At 62.5% G+C, this 20,411-nt stretch carries 15 protein-coding genes and 3 pseudogenes; 11 read left to right on the top strand and 7 right to left on the bottom strand.

Translation table 11 applies throughout. From position 1 onward, the window contains the following. Positions 1 to 751: DedA family protein (locus tag ABIN98_RS26385; RefSeq protein ID WP_346914795.1), on the bottom strand; the 751-nt coding region annotated here is incomplete at its 3' end. Positions 752 to 909: 158 nt separating this feature from the next. Here ABIN98_RS26385 and pap point away from each other — a divergent pair. Continuing rightward, positions 910 to 2,403, top strand: coding sequence for a polyphosphate:AMP phosphotransferase (gene pap / locus ABIN98_RS26380; protein ID WP_346914793.1), 1,494 nt, complete (start codon positions 910 to 912; stop codon positions 2,401 to 2,403). Between the two features lie 24 nt (positions 2,404 to 2,427). On the opposite strand, the gene ABIN98_RS26375 is transcribed toward pap, so the two are convergent. Continuing rightward, on the bottom strand, positions 2,428 to 3,606 hold the full coding sequence (locus tag ABIN98_RS26375; RefSeq protein WP_346914791.1) for an aminotransferase class V-fold PLP-dependent enzyme: 1,179 nt from the start codon (positions 3,604 to 3,606) through the stop codon (positions 2,428 to 2,430). Between the two features lie 145 nt (positions 3,607 to 3,751). After that, positions 3,752 to 4,651, bottom strand: a complete 900-nt coding sequence (locus ABIN98_RS26370) for a LysR family transcriptional regulator (RefSeq protein WP_346914789.1) — start codon at positions 4,649 to 4,651, stop codon at positions 3,752 to 3,754. Positions 4,652 to 4,770: 119 nt separating this feature from the next. Here ABIN98_RS26370 and ABIN98_RS26365 point away from each other — a divergent pair, with 119 nt between their 5' ends. Together ABIN98_RS26365 and ABIN98_RS26360 are read left to right on the top strand one after the other, a co-directional pair. Next, entirely contained in the window at positions 4,771 to 5,763 is a 993-nt protein-coding gene (locus ABIN98_RS26365; RefSeq protein WP_346914787.1) for an NAD-dependent epimerase/dehydratase family protein, read from the top strand. Between the two features lie 169 nt (positions 5,764 to 5,932). Continuing rightward, positions 5,933 to 6,772 (top strand): N-formylglutamate amidohydrolase, encoded by an 840-nt coding sequence (locus ABIN98_RS26360; RefSeq protein WP_394701631.1) that lies wholly within the window; start codon positions 5,933 to 5,935, stop codon positions 6,770 to 6,772. 372 nt (positions 6,773 to 7,144) lie between these two features. Here the strand turns inward: ABIN98_RS26360 and ABIN98_RS26355 are convergent, their stop codons facing one another. Then, the gene (locus ABIN98_RS26355) at positions 7,145 to 8,326 is read right to left on the bottom strand and encodes an FAD-binding oxidoreductase (RefSeq protein WP_346914783.1); all 1,182 of its coding nucleotides are present in this window, start codon (positions 8,324 to 8,326) and stop codon (positions 7,145 to 7,147) included. 62 nt (positions 8,327 to 8,388) lie between these two features. Continuing rightward, the gene (locus ABIN98_RS26350; protein ID WP_346914781.1) at positions 8,389 to 9,606 is read right to left on the bottom strand and encodes an acyl-CoA dehydrogenase; all 1,218 of its coding nucleotides are present in this window, start codon (positions 9,604 to 9,606) and stop codon (positions 8,389 to 8,391) included. 179 nt (positions 9,607 to 9,785) lie between these two features. Between ABIN98_RS26350 and ABIN98_RS26345 the strand changes: the two genes are divergently transcribed. The 3 genes from ABIN98_RS26345 (at position 9,786) to ABIN98_RS26335 (ending at position 13,536) form a co-directional block, all read left to right on the top strand. Next, a complete protein-coding gene (locus ABIN98_RS26345; protein WP_346914779.1) occupies positions 9,786 to 10,709 on the top strand; it encodes a LysR substrate-binding domain-containing protein in 924 nt (307 codons plus the stop codon). A gap of 43 nt (positions 10,710 to 10,752) precedes the next feature. Next, complete coding sequence (gene yegS, locus ABIN98_RS26340; protein ID WP_346914777.1) at positions 10,753 to 11,664, top strand: lipid kinase YegS; 912 nt, start codon at positions 10,753 to 10,755, stop codon at positions 11,662 to 11,664. Positions 11,665 to 11,832: 168 nt separating this feature from the next. Beyond that, entirely contained in the window at positions 11,833 to 13,536 is a 1,704-nt protein-coding gene (locus ABIN98_RS26335) for a thiamine pyrophosphate-requiring protein (protein WP_346914775.1), read from the top strand. A 31-nt stretch (positions 13,537 to 13,567) separates the two neighbouring features. Here the strand turns inward: ABIN98_RS26335 and ABIN98_RS26330 are convergent, their stop codons facing one another. Next, positions 13,568 to 13,774 carry a hypothetical protein gene (locus ABIN98_RS26330; protein WP_346914773.1) on the bottom strand — a complete coding sequence of 69 codons (207 nt, stop codon included), beginning with the start codon at positions 13,772 to 13,774 and terminating at the stop codon, positions 13,568 to 13,570. Between the two features lie 43 nt (positions 13,775 to 13,817). Next, a complete protein-coding gene (locus ABIN98_RS26325; RefSeq protein ID WP_346914771.1) occupies positions 13,818 to 14,270 on the bottom strand; it encodes an isoprenylcysteine carboxylmethyltransferase family protein in 453 nt (150 codons plus the stop codon). A gap of 256 nt (positions 14,271 to 14,526) precedes the next feature. Between ABIN98_RS26325 and ABIN98_RS26320 the strand changes: the two genes are divergently transcribed. From ABIN98_RS26320 to ABIN98_RS26300, 5 genes and pseudogenes are all read left to right on the top strand, one after another. Next, complete coding sequence (locus tag ABIN98_RS26320) at positions 14,527 to 16,716, top strand: caspase family protein (protein ID WP_346914769.1); 2,190 nt, start codon at positions 14,527 to 14,529, stop codon at positions 16,714 to 16,716. Further along, positions 16,703 to 17,662, top strand: a pseudogene (locus ABIN98_RS26315) (CHASE2 domain-containing protein); the annotation flags it as partial. The gene ABIN98_RS26320 and the pseudogene ABIN98_RS26315, both read left to right, overlap by 14 nt. Before the next feature lie 88 nt (positions 17,663 to 17,750). Beyond that, positions 17,751 to 18,080 (top strand): annotated as a pseudogene (locus ABIN98_RS26310) (adenylate/guanylate cyclase domain-containing protein); the annotation flags it as partial. A 91-nt stretch (positions 18,081 to 18,171) separates the two neighbouring features. Further along, the gene (locus tag ABIN98_RS26305; protein WP_346914765.1) at positions 18,172 to 18,726 is read left to right on the top strand and encodes a hypothetical protein; all 555 of its coding nucleotides are present in this window, start codon (positions 18,172 to 18,174) and stop codon (positions 18,724 to 18,726) included. A gap of 892 nt (positions 18,727 to 19,618) precedes the next feature. Further along, a pseudogene (locus ABIN98_RS26300) lies at positions 19,619 to 20,411 on the top strand (acetamidase/formamidase family protein); the annotation flags it as partial.

The following is a 20,411-nucleotide window of genomic DNA, read 5'->3' as shown; positions in this document are numbered from 1 at the left end:
CAGGAGCGCCGATACCAGCATGCCGATAGAGCGCGGATGGTCGGGATCGAAGGTCGCCGCGATCCATTGCGACATCCGGCCGGGCCGCTTTGCGAACCAGTTGACGATTGCCGCATGGGCGCCGGGGAACAGCGGGGAGGATGATCAGGATCAGCCAGCGGCCCAGCATGACCGCCAGGAACAGGATCACGCACAGGCCGCCGATGACGAATGCCAGCCGCGAACTGATCTGCCCGATCGCTTCCAGCGCGGTTCCGGCCAGAATGCCCGGCCCCAGATGGGCGGCGCTCCAGACAATGGCGGAAGTCACGTTGATGATCGTAAACCGGGTCGCGTTCATGCCGACCATGCCGGCAATGCCCGGGACCACCGACTTCACGCCGGGGACGAAACGGCCGATGAAGATGCTCTTGCCGCCATGGGCGCGGAAGAATTCCTCTCCCCTGTCCATCAGACTGGAGTAGCGCGACAGAGGCCAGAGCTTGCGGACCTTGTCCTTGTAAAAATGCCCGAACCAGTAGGAAAGGGCATCGCCGGCCGTCGCGCCGAGGACCGTCCAGATAAAGATCGAAACGCCGTCGAGCTTGCCGAGGCCGACCAGGGTTCCGGCCCCGACCAGAACGACGGTGCTCGGAACCACCAGGCCGATGATGAACAGGGCTTCGCCCATGGCCACGGTGAAGCAGATCAGTCCTGCGAGAGAGGGGTTGTCTCCGATGAAGGCAACGATCTGTCCAAGGATGTCGGTCACGCAGTGAAAGCTCGTTTTCTGGGCTGAGTCGGGCCCGAGGCTGCCATCGAATGCAACTCATATAGGCAAGCGCGGCGAGACTTAACAGAAAAAACGGGAAGCAAAGGCAATGATTGCGGAGCCCCGCCTGCGACCCTTTGGTTTCTCGGTTATGGTGAATGTCTTTCGAATTCGAGGTCGGTCGTATGTTTGAATCCGCACAGCTGCCCCAGAAAATGAACAAGGAGACATTTCGGAAGCTGAAGCCGCAGCTTCGCTCCGAACTTCTGTCGGCGCAGCTGGAGATGATCGAAAAGAAGACCTTTTCGACCCTGATCGTCGTGGATGGACTGGACGGCGCCGGCAAGGGCGAGGCGGTCGCCCGGCTCTACGACTGGATGGATGCGCGCCATCTGGTCTGCAACGCCTACGGCGAACCGCTGGACGACGCGCGCCTGCACCCGCCCTTGTGGCGCTATTGGCGGGGTCTGCCGGCCAAGGGCGAAACCGCGATCGTTTTCGGCAGCTGGTATCAGAACCCGGTCCGCAAGCGTATCTATGGCCAGATCGATGACAATGAATTCGAGAAGGACCTGACCCGGATCGAACGGTTCGAGGAAATGCTCGCCAATGAGGACGTCCTGATCCTGAAGTTCTGGTTCATTCTGCCCAAGAAGGATCAGGAACGGCGCCTGAAGAAGATCGACAAGAAAAATGCGGCGCGTCATGTCCTGTCCGACTGGGCGGCGTTCAAAAACTACGACAAGGCCGTCGAAGTCGGCGACCGGATCATTCTGGATACCAGCAAGGGCCACGCGCCCTGGTTCGTCATTCCCTCCCAGGACCCGGAATACCGGGATGCAGCCCTTGCCCAGACCGTCGCGCGGGAAATGAAGCGCAAGCTGGCCGATGGCGAGCCCCACAGCGTGGCGGCCCCGCCGGTCGTCGGTGGACTGAAACGCAACACCGCGGTGGATGCGGTCGACCTGACGGCGAAACTCGGCAAGTCGGACTATGAGAGGCGCCTGGACAAGCTGCAGTCCCGCCTGTCCGACATGTCGGACAGCAAGGCATTCTCGGACTTAGGCATGATCCTCGTGTTCCAGGGCAACGATGCCGCCGGAAAGGGCGGAGCGATCCGGCGGGTGATCAAGCCGCTCGATCCGCGCATCTATAAGGTCCATCCCATATCGGCGCCGACGGATGAGGAAAAGGCACGGCCCTATCTGTGGCGGTTCTGGCGGCGCCTGCCGCGTCGCGGACAGATCGCGATTTTCGACCGGTCCTGGTACGAGCGCGTCCTGGTGGAGCGGGTGGAAGGCTATGCCGGCCATGCGGACTGGCTCCGGGCTTATAGCGAAATCAACGATTTCGAGGCCGAGCTGACCGAGTTCGGCTACGTGGTCTGCAAGTTCTGGCTCGCGATCAGTGAGGGGGAACAGCTCAGCCGGTTCAAGGAGCGCGAGGCAACGGACTACAAGCAGCACAAGATCACAGACGATGACTGGCGCAACCGGCTCAAGTGGGAGCAGTACGAGGTGGCCGCTGGCGATATGGTCGACCGTACGTCGACCCATTATGCTCCCTGGACCCTGGTGTCCTCGCAGGACAAGCGCCACGCCCGTATCGAGGTTCTGAAGACCATCTGCGACCGGCTTGAAAAGGTGCTCTGAAGATCTCTCAAGCCGGTAAGTTTTTTAAAGCGCGTCCTGCAGATAGCTGATCGCCGCCTGAACGCCGCCCGGCTTGTGCGGGATGCCGAGCTTCGCCAGTCCGAGCTCGATCGCCGACAGGGTGCCGAGCGTCATGACGCCGTTGCAGTGGCCCATGTGGGCGATCCGGATGCCCTGTCCGCTCAGCTCGCCGATGGTGCCGCCGATGGTGACGCCGCAGATCTCCTTGGTGAAGCTGCGCAGGGCGGCGGGATCATGGCCGTTCAACCGGACGACGGTGACGCTGTCGGATCTGTTCTCCGGAGCGTCGATATTGAATTCCAGCGCGCCGCCTTCCGCCCAGACGGCAACAGCGCGCCGGGTGGCTTCCGCCAGCAGGGCGTGCCGGCGCCAGACATTTTCGAGCCCCTCCGCCTCGATCAGTCCCAGGGCCGCGCGGAACCCGAACAGCAGGTGCTCCGGCGGCGTGCCGCAGTATTTCTGGTAGTGCTCGGGGCCGTTGCGGAACGTCCAGTCCATGTAGTTGGTGCGCAAATCTGCGGTTTCGTGGGCCTTCATCGCTTTCGGACCGGCGGCGACAAAGGAAAGCCCCGGCGGTGTCATCAGGCCCTTCTGCGATCCGGTCAGGGTGACGTCCACCCCCCAGACGTCCATTTCAAACGGCAAGCAGCCCAGAGACGCGATCGTGTCGACCATCAGGAGGGCGCCGTGGTTGGCGGCATCCATGGCCTTGCGGATCGCCTTGATGTCGTTCCAGGCGCCCGACGCGGTATCGACCTGAACCACCAGGACCGCCTTGATCTCGCCCGCGGCGTCCTGCTTGAGACGCGCTTCGACGGCGGCCGGGTCGACCGCCTTTTTCCAGTCGCCGGCAAGTACTTCCGTTTCGAGACCGGCAATTCCACCGGCCTCACCCCAGCCAATCGCAAAGCGGCCGGATTCCAGAACGAGGACCTTGTCGCCGCGGCTCAATGTATTCGTCAAAGCCGCATCCCAGGCGCCATGACCGTTCGCCGCATAGATGTAGGTCTGGTGCTCGGTGCGAAAGAGCGCCTTCAGGCCCTTGAGGCAGACATCCGTCGTCTCCAGCAGCGGGCCTTCATAAATATCCACGGCAGGCCGGTGCATGGCGCGCAGGACCTCGTCCGGCACATTGGTCGGACCCGGAATCATGAGGAATTCCTTGCCGTTTCGCAGAGTCATTTGAAGGGGATCCTTGGGCGGTGAACGAAAGGGGTGGGATTTGCATCCGGTTCCAATTGTATAAATCGCTGCGCATTGTCCGCCAAACGGAAAGATGTTCAATCGGACAGATGCCCAATCGGACCCAGGTATAGCGCCTGCGGGTCTAAGCGGATGGCCCTGTTTCCAGCCGCTCCAGCCGGTCCGCCAGAAAATCGTAGACCCGCCGCACGCGCCGGCTGACCTTGAGTTCCCGATGGGCGGTCAGCCAGACCGACAGTTTCGGGACCTTCGTTCTCGTCAGGATCGGGACCACGGCCGGTTCGGCCGAGCCGACGACGTTCAGTACAAAGCCGATGCCGTAACCGGCCACCACCATTTGCCAGCAGACCACCTGGTTGTCCGAGCGGAACGGGAAAAACCCGCGGCCGACCTTGAAGCCGACCGCCTCGAACCCCTTGATGATGAGATCGCTACGGTCGTAACCGACAACGTCATGGGTTCGCAGGTCCTCGATCGTTTCGGGAATGCCGCGGGCCTCCAGGTAACCCGGTGTCGCGAAGGCGCCGGAGCTGAGCTCTGTGATCTTGCGGGTAATCACGTCGACCTGGGCAGGCCGGTACATGCGAACGGCGATATCTGCTTCCCGCTGCAGCAGGTTCTCTGTGCGATCCGAGGCGACCAGCTCGATGTCGATCGCCGGCTCCTCCCGCCGCAGGGCGGTCAGGATGTCGGGCAGAACGTAGGTCGCCATGATCGCGCTGGCGGTCAGCCGGACCGTTCCGGCAAGCGTCTGGGCGCGGCCTTCGCGCGCCAGCCGCAGGTCTTCCGCGGCATCCGCCATCCTGAGCGCATAATCATAAAGTTCGGCGCCGGCCTCCGTCAGGTCCAGTCCGCCGGGTGTCCGTACGAACAGCCTGGTTTCGGTCTGCATTTCCAGGGCCGCGATATGCCGGCTGAGCGTCGGCTGGCTGCTGCCGAGTTTGCGTGCTGCGGCGGACAGGGAGCCGCTCGACGCGACCACGGCAAAGGATTGCAGTAAGCTCCAGTCGAGAGGTGGTTTCATCTTGAGAACCTAGCCTATTCAAAAACGAATATCCTATGTTTGAAAATAGCAAATTTTCTTCCGATTATGAATGAGGCATATCCCGTCTCATGATTTCATCATCAGGAAAGGACAGGCTCATGCAGAAGAAAATTGTGGTTCTCGGAGCAACCGGCCGGTTCGGCCGCGCGGCGATGACTGCCTTCAGGACCGCTGGATGGACGGTTCGTGGCTTTTCCCGGTCGATGCCCGAACCGCGCTCGGCGGACGCGCACGAGTGGATGACCGGGGACGCGCACGACCGCGGTAGTGTCATCAGGGCCGCCGAAGGCTGTGACGTGATCGTCAACGCGCTCAATCCGCCCTATCCGTTGTGGCGGCGGGATCTTCCAGTGTTCACAAGGAACGTGATCGCCGCGGCATGGCGGTCGGGTGCAACGGTGATGCTGCCTGGAAACGTCTACAATTACGGCGCCGGCATGCCGTCCGTCCTGAGCGAGGAAACGCCCCATCGGCCGACGACCCGCAAGGGGCATTTGCGCGAAGAGATGGAACGCAGCTACGCCGGGTGCGGCATCCGCACCATTCTCCTTCGGGCCGGCGATTTCATTGACGGCAGAAAGACCGGCAACTGGCTGGAAGACTATATTCTCGCCGACCTGCCGAAGGGAAAGATCATGTATCCCGGCCCGCTGGACCGGGTTCATGCCTGGGCCTATCTGCCCGACATGGCCGCAGCGATGGCGGGGCTGGCCGAGAAACGCGACCAGTTTGCCGATTTCGAGGAATTCGGCTTTCCTGGTTTTGCCCTGACGGGCTGCGAGCTGATCGCGGCGGCGGAACAGGCCGTGGGCCGGAACCTGAAGGTCAGGGGCATGCCGTGGCCGTTGCTGCGGGTCGGAGGGCTGTTCAGTCCGCTCATGCGCGAGGTCACCGAGATGGCCTATCTGTGGAAGGTGCCGCACCGGGTCGACGGCAGCAAATTAGCTCTGGTCCTGCCGGATTTGCGGACGACGCCGTTCGACCAGGTCATGACTACTGTAGCGGAAAACCTGACAGGGCAGCCCATATCGGCAAATAATCAACAGCTTAAAATTGCGGGCAATGGAGCATTGGCGTCCGATTTGTCATAACGACAGGAGCCTGATCTCTCCGATTCCGGCTGGACGCCTGCCTCCGTTCAGAAGCTTCAACCATGCAGCGCACAAATTTTTCGTGGGCAGGCGGCCAATTGTCTTGTTTCCGTTGGGTAAGAGACTCAAACTGCAGTTCTGTTTGAGTCTCCCGTATTGGCGTAAAAGCATGATTCTGGTCGATAAAGGTGAAAGTCCTTTGATCCTCTGCCTGCCGCACAGCGGGACGCAGATACCACCGGCGATTGAAAACCGGATGAACGCTACGGGTCGGCTGCAGACTGATATTTCCTGGCGGCTGGAAACGATTCTCGACGTGGCTTCAGGCCTGGATGCAACCTTGCTGCGCTCCACCGCCTCGCGTTACGTGATCGACGTGGACCAGCCTCCCGAATTGCAGCAGGATCCCGAGACCGATCCGCTGAACGCCCTGTGTCCGGTGACCACCCTGGACAACAAGCGGATCTACCAGCTCGACGAGGAACCGGGGCCAACCGAGACGGAGCAACGCGCGCTTCTGTTCTACTACCCTTTTCACGACGCCCTTCGCCGCGAGGTGGAGCGGCTGAAAAAGATCCACGAGACGGTGGTCCTGATCGACTGCCGGTCGGTTCGCTCAAAGATCAAGGGCTATATCGACCAGGAACTCGCGGTGCTCAATCTGGGCACGGCGGAGCAGACGGCCTGCCATCCCGATCTGGCCCGCACGTTCGCCGCCACGTTCCAGGGCGTGGACGGCATAACCGTGGCCGTCGATGACGTTTTCCGCGGCGGCTACATCACCCGGACCTACGGTCTGCCCGATATCGGGGTCCATGCGATGACGCTGGTCATCGCGCAAAGGGCGTATCTGCGCCATGAATCGCCGCCCTTCGAGCCGGACCGGACCGGATCTGCCCGCCTGAAAACGCTTCTGGCTCAAGGGTTGGGCCGGGTGAGCGAATGGGCGGAGGGATTTGAACCGGATCCGGCGGAGCAGCCTTCCGACACCGAAGCGGCGGTCTACTAGAGCCTTTCCCGGTTAGATTGAAGCATTCTGCCGGAGCCGGTTTGGTTCAAGGTCGAGGGATTTGGCGAAGGCCGTGCTGACTGCACGGTCGAGGCGAAGCCCGAAGGCATTGGGCCAAACCGGCCCGGCCCCCTCTCATTCGCACCGCATCCGCGGTTCGAATGATCCGTAATTTGAGCTGCGGCGTGTTTGCCGAAGGCAAACAACGCGGCGGGTTTCCGTCCGGCGGACGCCTGTATTGTCGGGCCGCTTGCCCATAGCCCCGCTATGGGCTTCTCGTCCCTCCGCACAGATCGCCTCGCCGGACGACAAACAGAATGCTTCAATCTAACCGGGAAAGGCTCTAACCGCCCTGACGGGGATTAGGCGTCCTCAGACGACGTTGCGTTCAATCAGGGGCTTGTTCTGCCCAAACCGTTCGATGGAAAGCGGTGTGAGATCGAGCGTTTCATAGCGGCCGCAGGCGATCAGCTCTGCCATCCCACGGCCGACTGCCGGCGACTGCTGCAGGCCGTGACCGGAAAATCCGAGCGCCAGATAAAATCCGTCAATCCCCGGAACGGCGCCGACGAAGGCGTTGTGGTCGAAGAGGTTCATGTCATAGCAGCCGGCCCAGGCAGCCCCCGGCCGGATCGCCTCGAAAGCCGGGACGCGGGCGGCCAATGTCGGCCAGATATGCTCCTCGAATAGCGCGTAATCGACCTCGAAGTCGTCGCAGTCCGGATCGTTGGCCTCATCGGGCGCGGAACCACAGATGTAGCTGGTGCCTTCCGGTCGGACATAGGTACCGTTCGGATCGATCAGCAGCGGAAACCGGGGAAGAGCGTCGCGGCATTCGAAGGTGAAAACGCAGCGTTTCCGGCTGTGGATCGGGATATCGAGCCCGGCCTTGCGGCAGATCTCCGCCCCGCCCGATGCGCCGGCCGTGTTGACGACCGTTGCCACCGACAGGCTCTCGCCGGTCGACAGGGTGACCCGCCAGCCGGAACCATCCCGGGAAAGATCTTCCGCCTTTGCGGCAATGTAGTCGACGCCGAGCGAGCGGGCCTTCTTGCGAAAGGCCTGCATCAGGCCGTAGCCGTCGAACCAGCCTTCACCGGTCAGTCCGTGGCAGCCGCCGGCAAGGTCGTCGACATGGAGCCAGGGGAATTTTGCCTTCAAGCCCTCGATGTCGAGCCAGCCGATATCGGCGCCGAGCCGGGTCTGCAGGGCATGGTTTTCGGCGAGAATGTCCTGCTTGTCCGGCGTGGCGAGAAACAGATAACCGCCCTCGTTGAGATCAATCGCCGGCCGGTCGCCGTTGACCGCGAGCCGGTCGCCGATCTCGCGCAGGAACTGAATGCCGAACAGGGAGATCTCGATATTGATCGCGCTGGAAAACTGCTGCCGGATTGAGGCGGCGGACCGGGCCGAGGCACAGACCTGGTAGGACGGGTCGGCCTCGATCACGACGATCCGGCCGGAAAAGTCGTCTCGGCTTGCAAGCTGGCAGGCGATGGAAGAACCCGTCACGGCTCCGCCGATGATAGCGACGTCTGCAGTCGAGTGAGCCATCCGGCACCGCCAGGAAAAGGCCGGAGGCAGAAGCCTCCGGCTCGATTGAGAGTGTGTTGCGCTTAAAAGAAAGCCTGCAGGCCGGTCTGTGCCCGGCCGAGGATCAGCGCATGGACGTCATGCGTGCCTTCGTAGGTGTTGACCGTCTCCAGGTTCTGGGCGTGGCGCATGACGTGGTATTCTTCCTGAATGCCGTTGCCGCCGTGCATGTCCCGAGCCTGACGGGCGATGTCGAGCGCCTTGCCGCAGTTGTTGCGCTTGATGATGGAAATCATCTCCGGCGCGACCTTGCCGTCGTCGAACAGGCGGCCGACGCGCAGGGTGGCCTGCAGACCGAGCGAGATTTCCGTCTGCATGTCGGCAAGCTTCTTCTGGAAAAGCTGCGTCTGCGCCAGCGGCCGGCCGAACTGTTCGCGCTCCAGGCCGTACTGGCGTGCGCGCATCCAGCAGTCTTCGGCAGCGCCCATGGCGCCCCAGGCGATGCCGTAACGGGCGCGGTTGAGGCAGCCGAACGGGCCCTTCAGACCGGAGACATTCGGCAGGAGTGCGTCTTCGGGGACTTCCACGTTGTCCATGACGATTTCGCCGGTGATCGAGGCACGCAAAGAGAGCTTGCCGCCGATCTTCGGAGCCGAGAGGCCCTTCATGCCTTTTTCCAGAACGAAGCCGCGAATGGCGCCGTCATGGGCTTCCGACTTGGCCCAGACCACGAACACGTCGGCGATCGGGGAGTTGGAGATCCACATCTTAGAGCCGGTCAGCTTGTAACCGCCGTCGATTTTCTCGGCGCGGGTACGCATGCCCGCCGGATCGGAACCGGCATCCGGCTCGGTCAGGCCGAAACATCCGACCCATTCGCCGGTCGCCAGCTTCGGCAGGTATTTTTTCCGCTGCTCCTCGCTGCCGTAGGCATAAATCGGGTGCATGACCAGCGAGGACTGAACGCTCATCATCGAGCGATAGCCGGAATCGACCCGTTCGACTTCACGGGCGACAAGGCCGTAGGCGACATAGGATGCGGCCGCACAGCCATAGTCTTCCGGCAGGGTAATGCCGAGGAGGCCGAGTTCACCCATCTCGTTAAAGATTTCCCGGTCGGTCTTTTCTTCCCGGTAGGCGTCGATCACGCGCGGCTGGAGCTTTTCCTGCGCAAAGGCATGCGCGGTTTCCATGATCAGCACTTCGTCTTCGTTCAGCTGATCGCGCATCATGAACGGGTCTTGCCAGTCAAACACGCCGCCGCCCGCCGGGGAGGCCTTTCCTTTTACCGGAGCATTCATGGGGTCTCTCCTCCAGCCCGCCTGCCGGGCCTGTTCTGATCACTATACCTTCCGCAATCACGCGGCGTCTCGTCAAATTCGGCACAATCTGCCCCGGCCGGCAATTGCGGAAAAGCGATTTCTCCTCCATTGTTCATGCCGAATTGGAATGAACTACCCTTGTCCCGGATGCCGAGTACATGAAACGCGCCTTTCTGCCGCCGGCCGATGCCCTGATCGCCTTCGAATGTGCCGCGCGCCATTTGAGTTTTACCCGCGCGGCCGAGGAATTGCACCTGACCCAAGGCGCGGTTTCCAAACAGGTACGCCATCTGGAGGACCGGCTCGGGGTCGAGTTGTTTCGCCGGGTCCGGCAGCGGATCGTACTCACCGATGCGGGCCGGCTTTACCTTCATGATATTCGCGGCGCCCTGGAGCAGATGACGACAGCGACCCGTCAGGTCATGTCCTATGCGGGCAGCGAGGATGTGCTCAATCTCGCGGTTTTGCCCACATTCGGCACCCGATGGCTAGCCCCGCGCCTGGCGGAATTCCAGCGCCGCTATCCGAGTGCCGGCCTGAACCTGAGCGTCCGCCTGCAGCCTTTCGATTTCGATGACGAGCCGTTCGACGGCGCGATCCATCACGGCGATCCGGTCTGGGCCGGGGCCATTGCAGAGCCGCTGTTTCCCGAAGAGGTGGTGCCGGTCGCATCGCGGGCGTTCCGCGACCGCCATGGCATCCGCAAGCCGGTGGATCTTGCGAATGTGCCGCGCCTGCAACTGGCGACGCGACCACTTGCCTGGCGGCAGTGGTTCGACACTGCCGGCGTGGAGACAGATGCGGCCTTCCAAGGCGCGCGTTTCGAACAATTCGTCATGATCTCGGAAGCTGCCGTGCATCATGCCGGCGCCGCGCTCATTCCGAAATTCTTCATCGAGGAGGAACTTTCCTCCGGCCGGCTGGTTCGTCTGTTTGACATGCCCATGCCGCAGGAGACGGCCTATCATTTTGTTTATCCCGAAAACCGCACCCTGCGCCCCGTGGTCCGTGCCTTTCGGGGCTGGCTGATGGAAGAGGCCCGGGCTGCACGAGCCGATCGGGAAGAAATGTTGCCGGGTTAGACCTATGTAATGAGGCGTGACCCTGCCTTTTGAGGAACCTGAAATGAGCGGAAGCCACCTGCGTCTCGTTCTCAACGGAAAGTCCGCGCAACGCGAAGACGTCCGCGCCGCGGTCGGTCATCTGCGCGATGCCGGCCATGACGTGTCTGTGCGGGTGACCTGGGAAGAGGGAGATACCGAGCGCCTGACCCGCGAGGCGCTCGCCCAGGCGGCTGATGACGGGATCGATTGCCTGGTGGCCGGTGGCGGCGACGGCACCGTGAACGAGGTCGTCGCCACGCTGCATGCAGAATTGCCGGAGGATGAAAAACCGCCGTTTGCCCTGGCCGTCCTGCCTCTTGGAACCGCGAACGATTTTGCAACCGGCATGGGGCTGGACCCACGGGATCTCACCGGTTGCCTGAAGACCGCGGCCGAAGCGGAGGCAAAGCCGACCGACATCGGTGTGGTCAACGGTCGGGCCTTCGTCAACATGGCAACCGGCGGCTTCGGCGCCAGCGTGACCACGGAGACCGACCCGCGGCTGAAGAAGACCCTCGGCGGGGCCGCCTATCTTTTTACCGGCCTGAACCGGTTTGCGGAACTCAACGCCCATGAAGGCCGGATCGAGGGCGACGGTTTTTCCTGGGAAGGCGCCTTTCTCGCCCTTGCCATCGGCAACGGACGCCAGGCTGGCGGCGGTTTTCAGCTGTGTCCGGAAGCGGATCTCAATGACGGCAAGCTGGACCTGACCATTATTCCCGCTCCCCAGGCAGCCGATGTCCCGGATCTGCTGGGCCGACTTCTTCAGGGCGGTCTCGAGGGATTACGCGGCGCCGTGGTGAAAAAGCAGCTGTCGGCCTTGACCATCCATGCGGACCGGCCCCTGCAGATCAATCTCGACGGGGAACCGCTGCATTCGGCGGATATCGAGGTGAGTGCGTTGCCAGGCCGTATTGCTTTGAAACGCCCCTGATCAGGTCTGGAGGGAGACGAGCTCGGAAGGATTCGAGTAATTGGTTTGAAATCAAACTATCAACAGGCTAAAATCCAGAGAAGGTTGCGCAGCCGTGTCCTGTGAGTTTAATCGGCGCGAAAGAAATCAAATGGCCGTTGGGCCATGTTTAGGGGCGGTTACGAAACGATGACAAAAGACACCATGACCGCAGGCGGCGCGCTGCTCGCCCGTCTGAAGACCTTGGGTGTGGACTATATTTTCGCCAACTCGGGAACCGATTTCCCGCCGATCATCGAGGGTCTGGCCGAAGCCCGCGCCAAGCAGATCGATCTGCCCGAAGCCCTGATCATGCCCCATGAGAACGCCGCCATGGGCATGGCCCACGGTTATTATTTCGCAACCGGCAAGGCCCAGGCGGTCATGGCGCATACCAACGTCGGACTGGCGAACTGTGCCATCGGCGCGATCAACGCCGCGACCGACCACGTTCCCATGCTGCTGTTTTCCGGCCGTACCCCGGTGGTCGAACGCGACCGCCTTGGCGCTCGCACCGTGCCGATCGGCTGGGGCCAGGAAATGCGCGACCAGACCGCGCTGGTCCGGGAATCCACCAAGTGGGACTACGAACTGCGTTTCCCCGAACAGGTCGCCGAGATGGCCGACCGCGCCTATGCGGTCGCCACCTCCCTGCCCAAGGGACCGGTCTACATGAGCCTGCCGCGCGAGGTGCTGTGCGAGCCGTGCCCGGTCTCCGAACTGGAGCCGGCGCCGACCATGAGCGCCCACAAGATCGGGGTCCATGCCGAAGCGATCGCAGAGGCCGCCCGTATCCTGGCGGAGGCGGAAAACCCGCTGATCGTCGCACAGCGCGGCACGGGCTCTGCGGAGGCCTTCGCCGCTTTCGCCGACATGGTCGATACCTGGGCCATTCCTGTCTCCCAGTATTGGGCGGTCCAGCTCGCCCTGCCGACGTTCCATCCCATGAACGCCGGTGCGGATCTCGAGCCTTACATTAGTGAGGCGGACGCCATCGTCGTGCTCGACTGCCTGGCGCCTTGGTCCCCGGACGTCCATAAACCGGCGGCGAACTGCAAGATCATCCAGATCGGCCAGAACCCGCTTTATTCCCGGTCTCCGGTCCGCAATTTCCGCTCCGACGTGACGATCATGGCGGACACCGCCGATGCTGTGCTTGCGCTCGCCGACGCCATGAAGACGCATCAAGAGGCCCAATCGGCCAAATGCGCCGCCCGCCGTGACAAGGTGCTTGCCCGCACCAAGGCGACGCTCGACAAGGCGCTGGCCGCCGCGGAGGCCGGCAGCGGCGCGCCGATGACCAAGGGCTATGTGTCGAAATGCCTGTCGGATGCGATCGCGAACCGGCCCGCCACCGTTTTGTCCGAGCTCGGCTGTCCGCTCGCCCAGTTCGATCTCAAGGAACACAACACCTGGTTCCAGGAGCCGCATTCCGGCGGCCTCGGCTGGTCGTTCCCCTGCGGGCTCGGCATTCAGCTTGCGGACCGGAACCGGCTGGTCGTCGCCACCATGGGCGACGGCTCCTACATGTTCTCCAATCCGGTGACCTGTCACCAGATCGCAGAGTCCCTTGGCTTGCCGATCCTGATCCTGGTGCTGAACAACGCCCAATGGGGCGCGGTGCGCCATTCGGTCGTCGATATCTATCCCGAAGGCTATGCGGCGAAATCCAACGACATGCCGCTGGTCGGCCTTGCGCCTAGCCCGGATTTCACCAAGGTGGCCGAAGCAAGCCGCGCCTGGACGGCAACCGTCTCCGACGGCAAGGACCTGCCCGGCGTCCTGGCTCAAGCGATCCGGCACATCGACGAAAACCGGACCCAGGCACTCGTGGAAATAAAGATCGCGGGCTGAGCCGCACCGGGCGACTGGTACGCGATTTGGTTCACTGCGGGTAGGGCGCGTTTTGTTCGGGCTGGGGAGGCAATGCCACCCCGACCGACGCACTTTTGACCGTCGTCTCGGTTTGCACCGTATTGCCCGACACCGTCGACCGTGTTCCGAAGACCGCGCCTCCTGCGGAAACAGAGACGCAGCCGGCCATGAAACCTGCGCTCAAAAGGGCCGGAAGGATCTTTGCTGTCGGTGACATGGCGGTTCCGGAGAATGGGTTTGGTCTTGAAAGGCCGGTTCGGTCAGATCCAGCGGCGGACGCGGGTCTTGTAGGATTGATAGTCCTCGCCGAAGACGGACTCAAGCGCGACCTCTTCCGGCTTGATCTGGATTTCGGTCAGCAGCCAGACGAAAGCCGGAAGGATCATCACGGCCGCCATCGTGCCGAGATAGAGCGACCAGCCGGTCAGGAGAATGGCCATGCCCAGATACATCGGGTTCCGCGAAATCCGGTAGAGACCGGAGACGACAAGGCTTCCGGCCCGTTCCGGCCTCAGAGGATTGACCGTTGTTTTTCGCAGTAAGAAAGTGACAACCCCGACCCCCTCGATCAGTACGCCCGTTCCCGCACAAAGCGCCGCCACAACGATACGGCCGGGAAAGGCGATCGTCAGGGCAGGCAGATAGGTGGCCGCGCACCAGAGCGCTCCGGCAGCAGCAAGTCCGACAATCGGCGGCGGTACAATCGGGCGCATGACACCGTGACCTTTAAGCTTCCGGATCCGTTGGATGTTAATATATTTCCCTGTGCCGGTACCTGAAAGACCTGGGGGAGACATTTAGCGGGCAATCGACACTACGTGACGGAAATCACATCACTTTTTTCTGGCTGCTGCTAGATCTCCGTCCAAGATGATCCGGATCTTTCATCCTGCGGCAATATTATTTGAAGCAGTTGATGTTAGGCTCCGGACAAGGTCAAATCAGGTACGATCAAATTTTGGAGCGACCATGAACAGGATGCCAGCCCCGCGGAAACCGTCTTTCATTGCGGCATGTCTCCTCGCAAGCCTGGCCCTGGTGTGTTTCCTGTCGGACAGGGCGCTCGCCGGCGAACGTCTCGCCCTGGTCATCGGCAACGCCGACTATGGCAGCAAGACGCTGACGCCGCTCAAGAACCCGGCCAATGATGCGGCCTTGATCGCCGACAGCCTGAAATCCGCGGGCTTTGCCGTCGATCTCGTCCTGAATGCGGACCTGCGCACCATGAAGCGCTCCGTTCGCGACTTTACCGACAAGCTCAAGCAGGCCGGGACCGGTTCGGTCGCAGCTGTCTACTATTCCGGTCATGGCTTCGAGGCCGGTGGGCACAACTACCTTGCGCCGCTGAAAGCCGACCTGCGTGACGAGGTCGACGCGGAATTCGAGGCCCTTTCGGTGGACTGGGTCCTGTCTGCCGTCGAAGACGCCCATGACGGCGCGAACATTGTCATCCTCGATGCCTGCCGCAACACCGCGTTGAAACGATCTGCGGGCGGAAACGCGGGCGGTTTCACCCTCCTGTCCAGCACGCCGCGGGGAAGTTTCATTTCCTTTGCGACCGCGCCGGGCAGCACGGCTACTGACGGGCAAGGCATCAACAGCCCCTACAGCGCCGCCATCGCCCGGGAAATTCTCGTGCCCGGTGCGACGATCGAAGCCGTGTTCAAGCGCGTTCGCCAGCAGGTGGTCGAGGCGACCGGCGGCGATCAGGTTCCCTGGGATCATTCGTCACTCACCACCGATATCGTCCTGGTTCCGGGTGCTGGCCAGGCCGGCGGCAACACGGTTGCAAGCGGATCGAACGCCGGCGGTGCCATCCAGCTGGAGCTGCAGTTCTGGAACGACGTGAAGGACAGCAACGACACGGCCGAAATCCAGGCCTATCTGGACCGGTTCCCGCAAGGGTCCTTCGCCGAACTCGCCCGCAAGCGGCTGGGTGAGGTCGGAAGCGGCGCCACCGGCGATATCGAAAAGCTGTTCGCCAGGCTCCAGAGCCGGTCCCTGCTGGTGGAGAATCCCACGCGGCCGCACGAATTCTATGCCAATGCACGCCTGCGCGAAATCAAGGGCGACTATCCGAAAGCCCGGCAGGATTACCTGAAGTATTTCGCCTTCGGTGAACCCCAGGTCGATCCGCATCTGCGCTTCCAGGCCGTGCTGAAAGTCCAGGAAGGCCGCGCCGGCGCACGTGAGGTCTACAGGGCTCTGTCCCAGGGCCGGCGTGATCCGACCACCCTGTTTGCGGAAATCATGCTGGAGGACCGCGACGAGCGTGTACGCCGCCTGAGCGCCTTCATCGACGCCTATCCCGATTTCGCACCCGCCTTGTACGAACTTAGCCTGGATTATTCCCAGTTGCGCCTCGGCCAGCAGTCGCTCGCCGACAAGACCAAGGAGCTGGACCTTCTGAAGCGCTTCATGACGGGCGTCGAGAATGGCCAATACCTGCGCTATTTCATCGACCAGCAAATGGCGGCCGAACGGGTCGAGGATGCCAAGACCCGGCTGGCGGCCCTGTCGCTCCTGAACACGACGGCGCTCGCCAATCCGGTCAAGATCATTCCCATGCGGTCCAACCAGGGCTGGATGCTCAACCTGTCGATTGCCGACCGCACGCGGGAAATCTTCGTCCGCCTGCCCGGAGGGGATTTCCGCTCCACCGGTTTCGTCAACGGTGCGGTCGATCCGTCCACCGGCCAGCCGATCCCCTATCCGAGCTTCGAGCTGCCCGGAACGGCGGGAAACACGGATATCGAAGTGAAATACACGGATATTCGAGGCGAAACCCAGGGTCCCTTCGAGGTGAATTTCCGCCCCGGTTCCGCCCTGGTTGCCGGCCAGAAGGACATTCTGGAACGCTTGTCCAACGCCTGGATCAGCTACCGCGACTGGAACGGCAAGCGGCTGGTCTATTTCACGCAGCTGATCAGCTACCGTTGCGCCATCGACACGGTGCTCTACGGAGTCGATACGAATACGCCCGACAAGACCTTCGAGATCGGACCATGCGATCCGGATAACCCCCATGCGATCCCGAGCAACGGACCCGGGTCGGTCGTCTATACGGCCATTCCGAAGCCCACAGGATACATTTCGGTTCGGCTCTCCTACGCGGACGGCACACGCTCCGAGGTGAAACGGTTCGATGCGCCCAAATGATCTTGCGGTCGCGCGCGCCGACGAGCGGGAAGACCGCACAGGGCGCGCGGTTCAGGCCCCTGCCTATGCTCCGCGCGCGGCCGGCCCATGGCGGCGGCTGACGATAGCGCTCATCGCCAGCCTCCTGGCCGTGGCGATTTCGCTTCCGCTTGCGACCCGCCTCGATCCGGTGATCGGCGATCTGTTGCTGTTCCGCTTTGCCGATATCAGTGCGACCAAGCGCGATGACATCGTGATCGTCACCCTCACAGAAGACACGCTCGCGCAGTTTCCCTACCGTTCGCCCATCGATCGCGGGTTCCTCGCGGACCTGATCAGCACGCTCGACGCGGCCGGGCCGAAGGCCATCGGGCTCGACATCCTGCTCGACAGCCCGAGCGACCCGGACAAGGACCGCCGTTTGTTCGATGCGATCGACCGGGCGTCCAGTCCCGTGATCCTCGCAGTGGCGAAAGGGGCGGCGCTGCTGACGGATCGGCAGTACGCCTATCTTCAGGAGGTGGTGACTGGCCGGAAACATGGGTCCGTTATTCTTCAACGCGACGATACGGACGGTATCCTGCGCCATCTGCCGCAGCCCCATGACCGGAGCGGCGAACCGGTCCTGACGTTTACAGCCGCCCTGGCCGAAGCCGGCACCGGACCGAAGCCCGTAACCGGCCGGATCCTCTATCATCCGCCGGAACAGGACGGCGCACCTGCCTTTCCGCGCTATCCGGCGCAAACCGTCGCATTTCTGCCGCCGGACTGGTTTGCCGGAAAATATGTTCTCATCGGCACCGACCTGCCGAATATCGACCGCCACCCGACGCCGCTTGTTTCCATTGCCGGCTCGGCCGCGGGCACGCTGCCCGGGATCGTGATCCACGCCCATATCCTGGCGCAGGTTCTGTCCGGCCGCATGATCGGGACCCTGTCCCTGACGCAAACGCTGCTCCTGATGGCAGCCGCCGCCCTTGCCGTCGCGCTGATATTCGGCCGCACGCGGCGGCCCGGCCGGTTCGCGCTCTTTCTCGCCGGGGCCATTGCCGTCTATGCGTTCGGTGTCTGGTTTCTGGTCAGCAACGATATCCTCATGCCACCCGGTCCTCGGACCTCCGGCCGCAGCCCTCGTCTGCGCCTTTCTTCTCGCGGTCGTGCGCTGGCGGGCGGACCGGTCGGAGCGGGCCTTCCTGAAGACGGCCTTTTCCCGGTATGTCAGCCCCGCCGTCGTCAACCGCCTGTCCAGCGGCGACATCAGCCTGGCGCTCGGCGGCCAGAAACGGACCGTGACCTATCTCTTTACCGATCTGGAAGGCTTCACGACCCTGTCGGAATCCTTGCCGCCGGATCAGGTCGCGGAACTCCTGAACGGGTATCTAGACCGGATGTGCGACCTGATGACAGAGCACGGGGCGACGATCGACAAGATCATCGGCGACGCCGTCGTCGGTTTTTTTCGGCGCACCGGAAGACATGCCCGACCAGTCGGCGCGCGCGGTGAAACTCGCGATGGCGCTGGACGCCGCCTGCGAGGCCTATCGCGCGGACGCGGTTCACCGGGGCATCCCGCTCGGGGCGACGCGCATCGGCGTCCCACCGCGGCGAGGCGGTGATCGGAAATTTCGGCGGACGGCGCTTTTTCGATTACACCGGCATTGGCGACACGGTGAACACGGCGGCGCGGCTGGAAGGCGCGAACCGATATCTCGGAACCCGGATCTGTATCAGCCGGGATGTGGTGAAAGGACTGCGACAACCGTCGCATTCCGGCCGGTCGGCGATATCGTCCTGAAAGGGCGCGCGGCTCCGCTGACCTGCTACGAGCCGATACCGGCCGAGAACGCCTCGGCGCCCTGGATGACGTCTTATCTGGAAGCGTACCGGCACATGACGGACGGCAGCGCCGGGGCCATCACCGAATTCGAACAGGCAGCGAAACTCAAACCCGAAGACGGGCCGACACGATTGCATCTCAAGCGCCTTCAGGAGGGCGCCATCGGCGCAAAAGTGGTCTTTTCGGAAAAATAACGGCAACATCCCCAATTGTTACCGGCAGTAGTCTTCCCAAGGCCGGTATCGACAGAACCAGGAGAGGTTCCGATGCGTAAACTGAGTATGATAACGGCACTCCTTTTTAGCCTATTTGCCAGCCCCGCCATGGCGGAAATCATCGTTGTGGCAACGAGCGGCGACGCCGGATTGCAGGCAGGACAGAAGCTCGATCCGACGGATCAGATCTCCCTGCAGCAGGGCGCACGTATAACGATCCTGTCGAAGGCCGGCGCCATGCGGGTCATTGACGGTCCTTATTCCGGACCTGTCGAAGCTCAGGAAGAGGCGCCGAAGGCGGGGACTGCAGTGGCCCAATGGGATGCGGTGAAAACGTTTCTCGGCGATCCCGATGCCCGGACGGAAGTCGTCGGCGCGTCGAGGAGCGCAAAGGTCAATCTGTTTGCGGCCCCCCTCCAGCATCTGGGACGTCAGCGTAGACAGTTCCGGTCCGCGCTGTACCCGTGCCTCCGGGCTGGTTCTGTGGCGCAAGAACCCGACGCTGCCTCTGACTGTTTCCGTCCGCGGGCCCGGGCGTCCGGGTCACCGATATGGACTGGCCGAAAGGGGACAACGCTCTGGCCCTGCCGGAGACTTTTGCCCCGGAGGACGGCCGCATGGTTGTCTCCCTCGACGGCAATCTGCGCGAACTGTCGGTCAAGGTTCTGCCGAAAGAGCTGGAAAATGCCGCCCCGGGAAAAACTTCTTGTCTGGCTTGTCGACAACAAATGCGCGCGTCAGGCCCAGGCGCTGATTGCCCATGTGCATGCCCGCACCGAGATACGCTAGAGCCTGTCGGAGCAAGCCGTAAAGTACCGGACCAGGCCCATGGGCCTGTGTCCCGTCAATGAAGAAACTGTTTGGGCGAAAGATGTGCGTGAATTGCAGAACCGCGAGCTACACGATCCATGCGGCACAGCATCACTTCGGCTGGGATAATTCCATTGCCCCGGCCGAAACGGTGGCCCCGGGTGCGGTGCTGGAATTTCGAATGCATGGACAGTTCCGCCGGTCAGCTGACTTCTGACAGCACCGCAAACGACCTGGCCGCCATGGATCCGGGCAAGATCAATCCGGTCACCGGCCCGATCCATGTGGACGGGGCCGAACCCGGTGATGCATTGGTGGTGAAGATCCTGGAGTACAAGCCCTCCGGCTTCGGCTGGACCGCGAATATCCCGGGCTTCGGACTTCTGGCCGATCAGTTCAAGGACCCGGCGCTGCATGTCTGGTCCTACGACAGGGACAAACCCGTCATGGCGGCCTTCTCCCCCGTTCGGAAAGGTCCCGCTCAAGCCGTTCGCGGGCACCATCGGTGTTGCGCCGGCGGAGACCGGCCGCCATTCCGTCATCCCCGCCGCGCCGCGTCGGCGGCAACATGGATATCCGCGATCTGGCCGCAGGGACGACGCTTTATCTGCCGGTCGAAGTGGCCGGCGCGCTGTTTTCCATCGGCGACACCCATGCGGCCCAGGGCGACGGCGAAGTCTGCGGCACGGCCATCGAAAGCCCGATGAACGTGGTGCTGGAATTCGGCCTTGAAAAGGGCGCCAATCTGAAGATGCCCCGCTTCGAGACCCCCGGCCCGGTCACCCGACATCTCGACGAGAAGGGCTACGAGGTCACGACGGGCATCGGCGAAAGCCTGTTTGAAGGCGCGCAGG

The organism is uncultured Roseibium sp., assembly GCF_963675095.2.
In the GTDB taxonomy this organism is placed as follows: Bacteria; Pseudomonadota; Alphaproteobacteria; order Rhizobiales; family Stappiaceae; genus Roseibium.
This window is presented reverse-complemented; position numbering and strand designations above follow the sequence as displayed.

Excerpts from the sequence above, each read along its gene's own strand:
- pap (WP_346914793.1), top strand. The coding sequence starts at position 910 with ATGTCTTTCGAATTCGAGGTCGGTCGTATGTTTGAATCCGCACAGCTG.
- ABIN98_RS26375 (WP_346914791.1), bottom strand. The coding sequence starts at position 3,606 with ATGACTCTGCGAAACGGCAAGGAATTCCTCATGATTCCGGGTCCGACC.
- ABIN98_RS26370 (WP_346914789.1), bottom strand. The coding sequence starts at position 4,651 with ATGAAACCACCTCTCGACTGGAGCTTACTGCAATCCTTTGCCGTGGTC.
- ABIN98_RS26365 (WP_346914787.1), top strand. The coding sequence starts at position 4,771 with ATGCAGAAGAAAATTGTGGTTCTCGGAGCAACCGGCCGGTTCGGCCGC.
- ABIN98_RS26360 (WP_394701631.1), top strand. The coding sequence starts at position 5,933 with ATGATTCTGGTCGATAAAGGTGAAAGTCCTTTGATCCTCTGCCTGCCG.
- ABIN98_RS26355 (WP_346914783.1), bottom strand. The coding sequence starts at position 8,326 with ATGGCTCACTCGACTGCAGACGTCGCTATCATCGGCGGAGCCGTGACG.
- ABIN98_RS26350 (WP_346914781.1), bottom strand. The coding sequence starts at position 9,606 with ATGAATGCTCCGGTAAAAGGAAAGGCCTCCCCGGCGGGCGGCGGCGTG.
- ABIN98_RS26345 (WP_346914779.1), top strand. The coding sequence starts at position 9,786 with ATGAAACGCGCCTTTCTGCCGCCGGCCGATGCCCTGATCGCCTTCGAA.
- yegS (WP_346914777.1), top strand. The coding sequence starts at position 10,753 with ATGAGCGGAAGCCACCTGCGTCTCGTTCTCAACGGAAAGTCCGCGCAA.
- ABIN98_RS26335 (WP_346914775.1), top strand. The coding sequence starts at position 11,833 with ATGACAAAAGACACCATGACCGCAGGCGGCGCGCTGCTCGCCCGTCTG.
- ABIN98_RS26330 (WP_346914773.1), bottom strand. The coding sequence starts at position 13,774 with ATGTCACCGACAGCAAAGATCCTTCCGGCCCTTTTGAGCGCAGGTTTC.
- ABIN98_RS26325 (WP_346914771.1), bottom strand. The coding sequence starts at position 14,270 with ATGCGCCCGATTGTACCGCCGCCGATTGTCGGACTTGCTGCTGCCGGA.
- ABIN98_RS26320 (WP_346914769.1), top strand. The coding sequence starts at position 14,527 with ATGAACAGGATGCCAGCCCCGCGGAAACCGTCTTTCATTGCGGCATGT.
- ABIN98_RS26305 (WP_346914765.1), top strand. The coding sequence starts at position 18,172 with ATGCCCGACCAGTCGGCGCGCGCGGTGAAACTCGCGATGGCGCTGGAC.